Annotated in this window: 12 protein-coding genes and 1 other RNA gene; 9 read left to right on the plus strand and 4 right to left on the minus strand. The window is 71.3% G+C overall.

The window, feature by feature from the left end:
* Positions 1-171: 171 nt before the first annotated feature.
* Positions 172-843: a bifunctional DNA primase/polymerase gene (locus tag ACLQ26_RS01650; RefSeq protein ID WP_357496805.1), complete on the minus strand. Its 672-nt coding sequence runs from the start codon at positions 841-843 to the stop codon at positions 172-174.
* Positions 844-1,092: 249 nt separating this feature from the next.
* On the opposite strand from ACLQ26_RS01650, the gene ACLQ26_RS01655 reads away from it, so the two are divergent.
* The 7 genes from ACLQ26_RS01655 (at position 1,093) to mctP (ending at position 7,882) form a co-directional block, all read left to right on the plus strand.
* Positions 1,093-2,319, plus strand: coding sequence for a helix-turn-helix domain-containing protein (locus ACLQ26_RS01655; RefSeq protein WP_007463420.1), 1,227 nt, complete (start codon positions 1,093-1,095; stop codon positions 2,317-2,319).
* Between the two features lie 16 nt (positions 2,320-2,335).
* The gene (locus ACLQ26_RS01660; protein WP_425742770.1) at positions 2,336-2,908 is read left to right on the plus strand and encodes a flavoprotein; all 573 of its coding nucleotides are present in this window, start codon (positions 2,336-2,338) and stop codon (positions 2,906-2,908) included.
* A gap of 130 nt (positions 2,909-3,038) precedes the next feature.
* Complete coding sequence (locus ACLQ26_RS01665) at positions 3,039-3,875, plus strand: Nif3-like dinuclear metal center hexameric protein (RefSeq protein WP_425743127.1); 837 nt, start codon at positions 3,039-3,041, stop codon at positions 3,873-3,875.
* The gene (locus ACLQ26_RS01670; RefSeq protein ID WP_425742771.1) at positions 3,865-4,602 is read left to right on the plus strand and encodes a zinc ribbon domain-containing protein; all 738 of its coding nucleotides are present in this window, start codon (positions 3,865-3,867) and stop codon (positions 4,600-4,602) included. Before ACLQ26_RS01665 ends, ACLQ26_RS01670 begins: the two co-directional genes overlap by 11 nt.
* 3 nt (positions 4,603-4,605) lie before the next feature.
* Positions 4,606-5,766 (plus strand): bifunctional RNase H/acid phosphatase, encoded by a 1,161-nt coding sequence (locus ACLQ26_RS01675; RefSeq protein WP_425742772.1) that lies wholly within the window; start codon positions 4,606-4,608, stop codon positions 5,764-5,766.
* Between the two features lie 165 nt (positions 5,767-5,931).
* Positions 5,932-6,174 (plus strand): DUF3311 domain-containing protein, encoded by a 243-nt coding sequence (locus ACLQ26_RS01680; RefSeq protein WP_425742773.1) that lies wholly within the window; start codon positions 5,932-5,934, stop codon positions 6,172-6,174.
* Between the two features lie 58 nt (positions 6,175-6,232).
* Positions 6,233-7,882, plus strand: coding sequence for a monocarboxylate uptake permease MctP (gene mctP, locus ACLQ26_RS01685; protein ID WP_425742774.1), 1,650 nt, complete (start codon positions 6,233-6,235; stop codon positions 7,880-7,882).
* 209 nt (positions 7,883-8,091) lie between these two features.
* Here mctP and ACLQ26_RS01690 read toward each other — a convergent pair whose 3' ends face one another.
* A complete protein-coding gene (locus ACLQ26_RS01690) occupies positions 8,092-8,550 on the minus strand; it encodes a MarR family winged helix-turn-helix transcriptional regulator (protein ID WP_425742775.1) in 459 nt (152 codons plus the stop codon).
* Between the two features lie 54 nt (positions 8,551-8,604).
* Here ACLQ26_RS01690 and ACLQ26_RS01695 point away from each other — a divergent pair, with 54 nt between their 5' ends.
* Complete coding sequence (locus tag ACLQ26_RS01695; protein WP_425742776.1) at positions 8,605-9,837, plus strand: MFS transporter; 1,233 nt, start codon at positions 8,605-8,607, stop codon at positions 9,835-9,837.
* A gap of 107 nt (positions 9,838-9,944) precedes the next feature.
* Here ACLQ26_RS01695 and ACLQ26_RS01700 read toward each other — a convergent pair whose 3' ends face one another.
* Complete coding sequence (locus ACLQ26_RS01700) at positions 9,945-10,706, minus strand: sulfite exporter TauE/SafE family protein (RefSeq protein ID WP_425742777.1); 762 nt, start codon at positions 10,704-10,706, stop codon at positions 9,945-9,947.
* Between the two features lie 129 nt (positions 10,707-10,835).
* On the opposite strand from ACLQ26_RS01700, the gene rnpB reads away from it, so the two are divergent.
* Positions 10,836-11,251: RNase P RNA component class A (gene rnpB / locus ACLQ26_RS01705), an RNA gene on the plus strand.
* A 205-nt stretch (positions 11,252-11,456) separates the two neighbouring features.
* On the opposite strand, the gene ACLQ26_RS01710 is transcribed toward rnpB, so the two are convergent.
* Positions 11,457-11,795, minus strand: coding sequence for an Imm1 family immunity protein (locus ACLQ26_RS01710; RefSeq protein ID WP_425742778.1), 339 nt, complete (start codon positions 11,793-11,795; stop codon positions 11,457-11,459).
* Positions 11,796-11,806 lie beyond the last annotated feature (11 nt).

An 11,806-nucleotide genomic window follows, 5' to 3' on the forward strand; every position in this document is an offset into this window, starting at 1 on the left:
CCGTGGGTGGCTGCGACGGGGCGGTTCGGTGCCGCCGGGATACGGCGACCTGTCGTGCGTGGACATCGTTCCCCCGTTCGTGGCGCGCGTTCGCGCCGTCACCTGCTCAACGAGCGCCGGCCGTCCGGCGACGCTGTCGGTCACCGGATCGAATGCTCGGCCGGGGACCGGTCACCGGCCGCGGCGGGGCAGGGGCAGGTGACCGGGGAGCAGGTCGGGTGCGAGCGTCACCCCGCTGGCCAGCAGCGCCTCGATCAGCGTGTTCTGCACCAGGTAGGAGTCGGGGAGCTGCCAGCGGGCCTGCTCCGGGGCCACCGCCCAACGGACGGTCCCCTCGGGCAGCCGGGTGGGTGGCGCCGGGATCCACGAGCCGGGGCCGTGCCGGACGACGTGGAAGCAGTGCTCCAACTCCGGTCGGAGCGGGTCGCCGGGGCGGACCAGGAACATCCACCGCCCGGTGGGCGTGACAAGCACGGGTCCGCGGACGCCGGTGCCGGCCGGGTGGACCTGCACGGCGTCGAGCACGTGTCGGCCGAGGTGGGCCGGCACTTCCAGCACGTCGAAGGTCCGACCGGTGGGCAGCAGCACGCCGTGCGGACGGGTCCGCCACCAGGTGGCCACCCGGGCCGGGTCGGTGGTGGCGGCCAGCTCCCAGTTCTCCAGGGCGGGGTGGCAGCCCACAGTGGGGCAGCCGGCCCGACCGCACACGAACCTGCTGCGGGCGAGGCAGGCGCCGGGCGTCACCTCCCAGCCGTGTACGGCGTACCGGATGGCGACCCGGCGCAGCCGGACGCGTTCCAGCGGCGACAGTTCGGCGACGCGCGGTACGACGTTCCCCCACATGTGTGCCATCTCCCCTCGTTGGGCCCGGCGAACGCCAGGTCGCATGTCGAGCACCGTCACTGCCGTAACCCACGATCGTTGAGGTTGACGAACGGCTCGTGCAACTTGCACGAAAGTTACGAGGACTGGCTGTCCGACTGACGTACAGGCTGTGCGACCAGCGAAAACTTCAAGACGGACGACTGATCGCCGCACCCGCGGACATCGCCGCCACTCGATGAGTGGTGGCGGCAGGGGAGGGATGGGGAGATGGACGAGCTACCCATTGGGCGGCGAGTGGCCTACTGGCGGGGGCGACGCAAGATGTCGCAGCAGGTCTTCGCCGACCGTCTGGGCAAGTCGAAGAGTTGGGTGGACAAGGTCGAGCGGGGCGTCCGCCGGCTGGACAAGTTCTCCGTCCTCTACGAGATCGCCGACATCCTGCAGATGGATGTGCAACTGCTGATGGGCCGGGATCCGGAGCGGCGTACCGACGGGCTGAACTGCATCGACCAGGTCGAGGTGCAGGAGATCCGGGCGGCCCTGGAGCGGTACGACTCGATGAGCGCCTACTTCGACGCCGTGCCGTACCCGCCTCCGCTTGACGACATGCGCAAGGCCGTCAACCACGCCTGGCTCACCTACCAGTACGGCCGCTACGGGATGCTCACCCGGGCGCTGCCGAAGCTGCTGCGCGACGCTCAGGCGGCCGACGCCGCCTACGGGGGAACGCAGGCGCCGGAGGCGGCCCACCTGCTCGGGCAGGTCTACCAGATCGCCTCGTCGGTGCTGCGCAAGCTCGGCGAGTTCGAGCTGGCCTGGCTGGCAGCCGACCGGTCGATGGCGGTGGCCCAGCGGGCCGACGACCCGCTGCTGGCCGGCATCGCCACCACCCGGGTCTGCAACGCCCTGGTCGCCATGGGCCGGGCCAGGCCGGCGCTGGAGCTGAACGTCCAGATCGCCAACCGGCTGGCGCCCGGCGGCAGCAACGAGGTCTCCCCGGCCCGGCTGTCCGTCTACGGGATGCTGCTGTTGCAGGGAGCGATGGCCGCGTCCCGGATCGGCGACTCGGCAAGCGTCGACGACCTGATCAACTGTGCGCAGGAGGCCGCCACGCTGCTCGGCGGCGACCACAACCACTACTGGACCTCGTTCGGCCCGACGAACGTCGAGCTGCACCGCGCCGCCGCCGCCGTCGAGTTGGGGGACGGGGGCCGCGCGGTCGAGGTGCACGTACGCATCGTGGAGCCCGCGTTCGACGCGTTGCTGCCCGAGCGCCGCGCCCACCACCTGCTCGACATCGCCCGGGGGTACGCCCAGATCGGCGACGTTGCGAACGCCGGCGAGATGCTGCTGCGCGGCGATCGGCTGGCGCCCTCGGAGATTCGCTGCCGGCCGATCGCCCACGAGGTGATGTCGGACGTCCTTCGTCGCACACGTGGTGCGCCGCCTTCTCCGATAGCGGAGTTGGCTGAGCACATGGGAGTAGGGGTATGAGCGCGGAGCCGGCTTGATGACCGGCGCGCCACGCACCAGCGAGCACCGTGCGGTGCTCTACGTCATCGCCTGCGGTTCGCCGCTGGCCCGCCACGTCGGTCGTCTGGTCGACCTGGCCCAGTCGGACGACTGGGACGTCTGCGTGATCACCACGCCGGACGGCGCCAAATTCGTCGACCAGTCGGCCCTGGTGCGGCAGACCGGCCACCCGGTGCGGACGCACTACAAGAACCCCGGTGACCCGGACGTGCTGCCGCCGGCCGACGCCATGATCGTCTGCCCGGCGACAGTGAACACGGTGAACAAGTGGGCGGCAGGCATCGCCGACACGCTCGCTCTCGGGCTGCTCGTCGAGGCACAGGGCAAGGGCGTTCCGATCGTCGCGGTCCCGTACACGAATGTCGCGATGGCCGCCCACCCGGCGTTCCGGGCCGGCGTGGCCCGGCTGGCCGACTGGGGCGTCACGGTGCTCTTCGGTGACCATGTGGTCGCCCTGCACCCGCCCGGGACGGGTGAGCAGCATCTGCACGCGTTCCCCTGGCAGATGCCGCTGGCCGCGCTGCGGACCGTCGCGTACCGGGCCGCCTGAGCGTCCGGCGGCAGCCTCGGCCGGGTCGACCGACCGGCGCGGTCGGGCCGGGCGTCGCCGCCCGAAGCTCCCCACGCCGGTAAGCTGGCCCGCCGTGAGCATCAGCGCATCCACAGCCACGGTGACGGACGTGGTCGCCGAGTTGGAACGGCGCTATCCGCCGAGCTGGGCCGAGGAGTGGGACCGCGTCGGCCTGGTGCTCGGCGAGCCGACGGCCCCGGTCCGGCGGGTGCTCTGCGTGGTCGACGTGGTGCCCGAGACGGTCGCCGAGGCGCTTGCCGTCGACGCCGACATGATCGTCGCGCATCACCCGCTGCTGCTGCGGGGGGTCTCGACGGTCGCCCCGACGACAGTCAAGGGGCGGATCGTCCACCAGCTCATCCGGGCCGGGGTGGCGCTCTACGTGGCGCACACCAACGCCGACGTGGCGTCCCCCGGTGTCTCCGACGCCCTCGCCGCCCGGTTCGGCCTGACCGGGCTGCGCCCGTTGCAGCGGCCGGCGACCGGCTCGCCCGCCCACGGCGACGACCGGGGCATCGGCCGGATCGGGGAGCTGCCCCGTCCGATGACACTCGCCGAGCTGACCCGGCACGCCGCCGCCGTGCTTCCCGTCACGTCCTGGGGAGTTCGCGCCGCGGGGGATCCCGGGCGTATGGTTCGTACCCTCGCCGTCAGCGGCGGGTCGGGGGACAGCTTCCTCGGCGCCGCGACCGCCGCCGGGGTGGACGCGTTTCTCACCTCCGACCTGCGGCACCATCCGGCCAGCGAGCACCTCGCCGCCGATGGTCCCGCCCTGATCGACGCCGCCCACTGGGCGACCGAACGACCGTGGCTGGACGACCTGGCCGCCCTCCTGCGAGAGGCGCCGGGCGTCGAGACGCTGGTGTCCGACCTGGACACCGATCCGTGGACCGTGCACGCCGCCGCACCCGTTGTGGACGACAAGGAGCCCGACCGTGAAGGCTGACCCCCAGGTCCAGCGCCGCCTGCTCGACCTTCAGGCGATCGACACCAACCTCGCCCAGCTCGCGCACCGCCGCCGGTCGCTGCCCGAGCGGGCCGAACTGGAGGCGCTGGCCCGGGAGCTGTCGTCGCTGGAGGACGAGCGGGTTCGCGCCCAGGTCGCGGTCGACGACCTGGACCGGGACATCGCCCGCCTGGAGAAGGACGTCGAGCAGGTGCGGGCCCGCAAGGAGAAGGACCAGAACCGGCTCGCCGCCGGCACCGGTCCGGCCCGCGAGCTGGAGGCGCTCCAGCACGAGCTGGCCTCGCTCAACAGGCGTCAGGGTGACCTGGAGGACGCCGAGCTGGAGCTGATGGAGCAGCGGGAGACCGCGCAGGGCGTGCTGGACGGCGTGGAGCAGCGGTTGGCCGACGCCCGGGAGAAGCGGGCCGCCACCGAACAGCGCCGCGACGACGCGCTCGCCGAGATCGCCAAGGAGGAGGAGTTCAAGCGGGGCGCCCGGCAGCCGCTCGCGGCCGACCTCCCCGCCGAGCTGGTCACCCTCTACGACAAGATCCGCGCGGACACCGGGCTGGGCGCGGCGCTGCTCACCGCCGGCCGCTGCGGCGGCTGCCGGCTGGACCTCTCCGGCGCCGACCTGGCCCGCATCCGCAAGGCCGCCCCGGACGACGTGGTCCGCTGCGAGGACTGCCGACGGATCATGGTCCGTACCAACGAGTCGGGCCTGTAGGTCGTGGCGCCGCGCGTGGTCGTCGTCGAGGCCGACGGTGGGTCCCGGGGCAATCCGGGGCCGGCCGGCTACGGAGCGGTGGTGCGCGACTCGGAGACCGGCGAGGTGCTCGCCGAGCGCTCCGAGTCGCTGGGCACGGCTACCAACAACGTCGCCGAGTACCAGGGCCTGATCGCCGGTCTGCGGGCCGCCGCCGACGTGGACGCCGCCGAGGTGGACGTCCGGATGGACTCCAAGCTGGTGGTCGAGCAGATGTGCGGCCGGTGGCAGATCAAGCACCCCGGCCTGCGTCCGCTCGCCGCCCAGGCGGCCACGCTTGTGGGCCGCTTCGACGCGGTCCGCTTCACCTGGATCCCCCGCGAGCAGAACCGGCACGCCGACGCGCTCGCCAACGCCGCCATGGACGCCGCCGCCGGCCGGCCCACCCCGCCGCCGGCCTCCCACGGCGCACCGGCCTCGGCCAGCGCCCCGGCCGGGGGCGCCTCGACGGGCAGCGACCCGGCGACCGCGCCGGCCTCCTGGGAGCCGCGTCCGAGCTTCACGGCCACCCGCCTGATCCTCGTGCGACACGGCGAGACCGCGTACACCGAGCAGGGCCGCTACTCCGGCCGCGGCGACGTGCCGCTCTCCGAGCGCGGCCGGGCCCAGGCCCGCGCCACAGCCGCCCGGGTGGCCGCGCTGGCCCCGTCCGTCGCGGCCGTGCTCAGCTCACCACTGTCCCGGTGTACGGCCACCGCCGCCGCGATCGCCGGGGCGATCGGTGACGTGCCGGTGCGCACCGAGGCCGACCTGATCGAGTGCGACTTCGGCCAGTGGGAGGGGCGCACGTTCGCCGAGGTACGCCAGCAGTGGCCGGGGGAGATGGACGCCTGGCTCGCCTCGCCGCGGATCGCCCCGCCCGGTGGGGAGTCGTTCACGCAGGTGGCCGAACGCGTCCACCGGGTCGTCGGCGCGCTGCCGAAGGCGTACCCCGGGGAGACCGTTGTGGTCGTCTCGCACGTCTCGCCGATCAAGCTGGCGCTGCGTGACGCCCTCGCCGCCAGCGACGCCTTCCTGCACCGGCTCTTCCTGGACGCGGCCGGCATCTCGGTGCTCGACATGTGGCCCGACGGCGGCATCGCGGTACGCACTGTCAACGACACCGCGCACCTCGCCGCCCTCTGAGCCGGCGCACGCGGGTCCATCTGGTCGACCGGCCGGTCGCGCCGTTCGGCGCAGCCGGTGCGCCGTTCGGCGCAGAGCCGTCCACGCGCTGATCGTGACGGCAGTCACAGAGTCGTAGCCTCCGGCCGTCACATCGCGTGCCACGACTCCCCGGAGGTGTGTCAGATGCCTGCACCGGAACCGGAGGCGCCCACCACGGCGCCGACCCGGGCGAAGGACCACAGTCCCTGGAACTGGTTGCTCTTTCTCCCCATCGTGGTGCCGCTGATCCCGGCGTTCTTCAACAGTGACGCGCCCCGGATCTTCGGGTTCCCGCGCTACTACTGGCTGCAACTGGCCTGGATCCTGCTCGGCGTCTCCACGACGACGCTTGTCTACCAGATGACGAAGAAGCGGGGGTCCCGGTGAGCGCGAGGAGTGAGCCGGGTTTGCGAGCCCCGCAGTCGCGAACGAAGGGAGTTCAGTGATGTGGCGCGACCATCTCACCGAGATCATCGTCTTCTCCCTGCTGTTCCTCCTGGTCAGCGCGATGGGCTTCGTGGCCGCGCGCTGGCGGCGGCCGACGGACATGGCGCACCTCGACGAGTGGGGCCTGGGCGGGCGCAGCTTCGGCGGCTGGATCACCTGGTTCCTGATCGGCGGTGACCTCTACACCGCGTACACCTTCGTGGCGGTGCCGGCGCTGATGTTCGGGGCCGGGGCGGCCGGGTTCTTCGCCGTGCCGTACACGATCGTCGTCTACCCGCTGGTCTTCCTGGTGCTGATCAGGCTCTGGTCGGTCTCGCACCGGCACGGCTTCGTCACCCCGGCCGACTTCGTCCGTACCCGGTTCGACTCGCCGGTGCTGGCGCTGCTGATCGCGATCACCGGCATCGTGGCCACGATGCCCTACATCGCGCTGCAACTGGTGGGCATCGAGGCGGTCCTCAAGACGATGGGCGTCACGGGGGAGAGCACCCTGGCCCGGCACCTGCCGATCATCATCGCGTTCGCCATCCTGGCCGCGTACACCTACCAGTCGGGCCTGCGCGCACCGGCGCTCATCGCGTTCGTCAAGGACAGCCTGATCTACGTCGTCATTCTGGTGACGGTCATCTACCTGCCGTACAAGCTCGGCGGTTGGGGTGACATCTTCGACGCCGCGGACGCGAAGTTCCAGGCGTCACCGAACCCGAACGACGGCATCCTGCTCAACGGCAACAACCAGTTGCAGTACGTCACGTTGGCGTTCGGCTCGGCCCTGGCGCTGTTCCTCTACCCGCACAGCATCACAGGCGTGCTGGCCAGCCGGAACCGCGACGTGATCAAGCGCAACATGTCCGCGCTGCCGGCGTACAGCCTGCTGCTCGGTCTGATCGCGCTGCTCGGCTACATGGCAATCGCGGCCGGGGTGAAGCCGCTGCCGGGGGCGTCGGCGGGCAGCGTCGACAACAACACGATCGTGCCGCTGCTGTTCGACAAGCAGTTCCCGGACTGGTTCGCCGGTGTCGCGTACGCGGCGATCGGCATCGGCGCGCTGGTGCCGGCGGCGATCATGTCGATCGCGGCGGCGAACCTGTTCACCCGCAACATCTACAAGGAGTACCTGAAGCGGGACGCCAGCCCGGCGCAGGAGGCGAACGTCTCGAAGATCACCTCGCTGGTGGTCAAGGTCGGGGCCGTGGCCTGCATCGTGTTCCTCGACCCGCAGTTCTCGATCGACCTCCAGCTCATCGGCGGCGTGATCATCCTCCAGACGCTGCCGGCCGTGGCGCTGGGCCTCTACACCCGCTGGTTCCACCGGACCGCCCTCATCGCCGGCTGGGTCGCCGGCATGGGGCTCGGCATGTGGATGCTCTACCAGGTGGCCAGCCCGACGAAGAAGCACTTCGGCGGGTCCGCGTTCCCGTTGGAGAAGTTCGGCTTCGACACGCCCAAGACGATCTACGTGGGCATCGTGGCGGTGCTTGTCAACCTGGCGGTCGCCGCCCTGCTGACGCTGATCCTGCGGGCCGCCAAGGCGTCCGAGGGCGTCGACGGCACCACGCCCGACGACTATTTCGCCGACGAGGGCGACCCCCGCGTCACCCCGGGCGTCGAGCGCGACGCCGACTCGGCCCGCGAACCGGTCGCCTGACCTCCGGCCCGCCCGGCCGCCGACGTGGTCGGTGGCCTGGGCGGGCCGCGTCGGTGTGGCCTGGGCGGGCCGCGTCGGTGGTGGTCGGGTGGTTGGGCGCGCTGCCGCCGGGCAGGCCGGGCCTGGTTCCAGCGCTATGGAGCTGATGTCGCAAACGAATCAAGCCTGCGGCGGCGCGGCCTGCGACGGCTCGGCCTGCGGCGGCGCTGTCAGCGGTGGCGGTTGCGGTTGACCAGGGCGTGGTTGAGGCGGCCCAGCAGGGTCGCCAGGGTGGACCGGTCCTCGGCGCTCCAGTCGGCGAGCATGTCGCCGTAGAGCCGGGTGCGGGCGGCCTGCACGGCTGCCATCCGCTGTAGCCCGGCCGAGGTGGGGGAGATGACCGTGCCGCGGCCGTCCGTCGGGTCGGGGGCGCGGACGATCAGGCCGTCGCGTTGCAGGGCGGAGACCTGCCGGGTCACCGTCGAGCCGTCCAGGTTGAGCCGCGCGGCGAGGGCGGAGACGTTCTGCGGGCCGGCGGAGTCCAGGTGCCGCAGGATGACGTACGCCGCCCGGTCCAGCACCCGGTGCTCGTCGGTGCCGGTGGCCCGCCGGGTGGCCTCGCCGAAGCGCATCAGCAGGGCCACCTCGGTCTCGATGTGGCCGAGGGTGCTCTCGTGGTCGTCGCTCATAGCTGTATGATACAGAATAAATACCTGTACGATACAGCTACTTGGGGAGTCGGAGTGGATCGGAGTTCCGAACCGAACCGCAGTGCCATCTACGCCACCACACTGGTTGCCTTCCTCGCCATCGCCGGCATCGCCGTCGTCGACCCGATCCTGCCGGCCATCGGCGAGGCGATCGGGGTCACCGCCTGGCAGGTCGAGCTGCTGTTCACCGCGTACATCGCGGTCATGGCCCTCGGCATGATCCCGGCGACGCTCGCCAGCGGCCGGTTCGGGTTCAAGCCGGTGCTGATCGCCGGTGTCTCGGTGGTCGGGCTGGCCGCCATCCTCGCCTCGTTCAGCGACAACATCGTGCAGCTGTCCGTGCTGCGCGGCGTCTGGGGGCTGGGCAACGCGATGTTCTTCGCCACCGCCATGGTGGTGCTCGTCAACCTGGCCATCGACAGGGAATGGGTCGTCGGCCTCTTCGAGACAGCCCTCGGCCTCGGCTTCGCCGTCGGCCCGCTGATCGGCGGCCTGCTCGGCCAGGTCTCCTGGCGGCTGCCGTTCTTCGTCTGCGGCGTGTTCATGGTCCTCGCCCTCGGCGTGGCAGCCCGCAAGCTGCGCGAACCCACCAACCGGCAGGCCCCGGTACGCGTCGGCCAGATCTTCGCCACCTACCGCAAACCGGCGTTCATCGCCCTCTGCGTGGTGACCGCCGCGTACAACTTCGTGTTCTTCGTCGTGCTCGGCTACACGCCGCTCTTCCTCGGCCTCGACGTCGTCCCGCTGGGGCTCGCGTTCACCGGCTGGGGTCTCGGTCTTGCCACCGGCATCCTGGTGATCGGCCACCGCCTGGCCCACCGGATCGGCGCGGTGCAGACCGTCGGCGTGGCCATCGCCGGCCTGCTGGTCTGCATGGTCCTCTTCGCCACCTCCACCAGCACCGCCGAGGCGCTCGTGGTGCTTGTGCTCGCCGGCCTCTGCATGGGCCTGGCCAACGCCAACCTCACCGACCTGGCGCTCGGCCTCGGCTCCAGCGACCGCCGGCTCGCCACCGGCGCGTTCAACCTGGTCCGCTGGGGCGCCGCCGCGCCCGCGCCGATCATCTCCGGCAAGCTCGCCGAGCGCTCGCTGGCGCTGCCCTTCTGGGTCGGCTTCGGGGTGCTCGCCGTCGGTGTGCTTGTCTACCTGGCGTTCGCGCACGTGATGGCCGCCGGCTACGGCGAGCGAGTCCTGTGGTCCCGCTGGAACCGTGCCGCCGCCGACACTGAACACACGGCCGAAGAACCGGTAGGCGAGGCCTACTGACGCGGGACCGTCTCAAGATCCACACGCTTTACCGGGAAGCCGCTGCTTCAATGCGCGCTGACACAGCGGTTTCCCGGTAAGCCGTGAGGATCTTGGCGTCGGGCGGCTCAGCTCAGGGCGCGATAGAGCAGGTAGAGGCCGATTGTCGTACCGAACACCACGATCAGCGTCTTGAGCACCACCGGCGGCAGCCGACGGACCAGCCGGGCGCCCGCGTACCCCCCGATCAGGGTGGCCGGCGCGACCACCGCGACGGCCGCCCAGTTCAACGGGCCGAACAAGGCGAACACCACGAGCGTCGTGAGCCCCACGATCGCGGAGAGCAGATTCTTGATGGCGCTCACCCGCGCCAGCGTCGCGTCCAGCACCAGAGCCAGGCCGGCGACAAGCATCACCCCGAGCGCCGCGCCGAAGTACCCGCCGTACACCGAGCCGAGCGCGACCATCGTCTGCACCGCGACCGTCCGCTGCCGCGGCGACAGGTCGCGGGGGTGGCCGACCAGCCGGCGCAGCGGATCCTGGAAGGCCAGGACCGCTGTCGCGCCGAGGACCAGAAAGGGTACGACCAGCTCGAACGCGCGGGCCGGAGTGGCCAGCAACAGCAGCGCCCCGACGATCGTGCCCACGATGGTGGTGGGCACCAGCGTGGCAAGCGCCCGGGGGCGCGGCAGGTCCTGCCGGCTGCCCGCCACGCTCGCCACGTACCCGGGGAACACGGCGACGGAGTTGCTCACGTTCGCCGGCACCGGCGGCAGGCCGATCGCGATCAGCGCCGGGAAGGTGATCAGTGAACCGCCACCGGCCACCGCGTTTACCGTGCCAGCGGCGAGACCGGCGGCGAGCAGCAGCGCGGCGTGGGAGAGATCCATAGCCCCACGAGGCTAGCGCCCGCCTCCCGGGGCGCATCCGTCGGACCGCCCCCTTGAGCTGCGCGATCTTGCTCGGGCGGGGCGGCAATACCGGCGGCACGCACGTCGTTAGGATGGGAGCGCGACGGACGAGTCGACCGGGCGGTCGCGTCGGCGGGCTCCGGCCCGCCGCCGAGGAACGTCCGGACTCCACAGGGCAGGGTGGTTGTTAACGGCAACCCGGGGCGACCCGCGGGACAGTGCCACAGAAAACAGACCGCCGACCCCAACGGGGACGGTAAGGGTGAAACGGTGGGGTAAGAGCCCACCAGCACCCCGGGTGACCGGGGTGGCTCGGTAAACCCCACCCGGAGCAAGGCCAAGCAAGGGCCGTCACCGCAAGCTGACGACCCGGCGCAGACGCTTGAGGGCTGCCCGCCCGATGTCTGCGGGTAGGCCGCTGGAGCCTGCCGGCAACGGCAGGCCGAGATGGATGGCCGCCGCCGGCGCAGACCCTTCGGGGTACGCGCCGCGCACAGAATCCGGCGTACAGGTCGACTCGTCCGTCGCCCACCAGCTCAGAGCCGTGATCATGGCTCTGAGCTGGTTCTATGTTGGGGCGTCGATGGTCGTCGTTGGTCAACTTTGGCCGGCGTTTGACGCCCTGACGATGCCCTGACGCCCTGGAGACGCCCTGAGCGCCGGCTCAGCAAGCCTCGTGCCGGCTTGGCCGCTGCGGCAACGCGCGGGAGCAATCCGCCATAGCCATCACTACAGCTCGCGCCACTCTCCTGCCCGACGACGATCACCCGTGCGGACGAACTCTTGGACAACCTGCCAGGCGCGTTCGAGGTTGAGAACGAAGTCCGCGGTGAAGTCGACCTGGTCTTCCAGCACCACGACTTCCGCATCTGCGTCCCCAGGCTCATCGGCGGCCAGGAGGGACATGGCGTCCTCGTCCGTCATCAGATGGACGACCGCCGCAGAACCCGCGAACCCGAGCGTCAGCACAGGGAACACGGCGCTGCCCCGTACTTCGAGGTAGCCGCGCCCCTGGGCACGCAGTTCGTCGAACCGCTCGATGAGGCCAGCGAAGTCCGACCGCTCCACCGAAGCGAACT

This window comes from Micromonospora sp. DT43 (assembly GCF_049841645.1).
In the GTDB taxonomy this organism is placed as follows: domain Bacteria; phylum Actinomycetota; class Actinomycetes; order Mycobacteriales; family Micromonosporaceae; genus Micromonospora.

Bases quoted from the DNA above. Each gene is read 5' to 3' on its own strand.
- ACLQ26_RS01650 (WP_357496805.1), bottom strand. From the start codon at position 843: ATGTGGGGGAACGTCGTACCGCGCGTCGCCGAACTGTCGCCGCTGGAA.
- ACLQ26_RS01655 (WP_007463420.1), top strand. From the start codon at position 1,093: ATGGACGAGCTACCCATTGGGCGGCGAGTGGCCTACTGGCGGGGGCGA.
- ACLQ26_RS01660 (WP_425742770.1), top strand. From the start codon at position 2,336: ATGACCGGCGCGCCACGCACCAGCGAGCACCGTGCGGTGCTCTACGTC.
- ACLQ26_RS01680 (WP_425742773.1), top strand. From the start codon at position 5,932: ATGCCTGCACCGGAACCGGAGGCGCCCACCACGGCGCCGACCCGGGCG.
- mctP (WP_425742774.1), top strand. From the start codon at position 6,233: ATGTGGCGCGACCATCTCACCGAGATCATCGTCTTCTCCCTGCTGTTC.
- ACLQ26_RS01690 (WP_425742775.1), bottom strand. From the start codon at position 8,550: ATGAGCGACGACCACGAGAGCACCCTCGGCCACATCGAGACCGAGGTG.
- ACLQ26_RS01700 (WP_425742777.1), bottom strand. From the start codon at position 10,706: ATGGATCTCTCCCACGCCGCGCTGCTGCTCGCCGCCGGTCTCGCCGCT.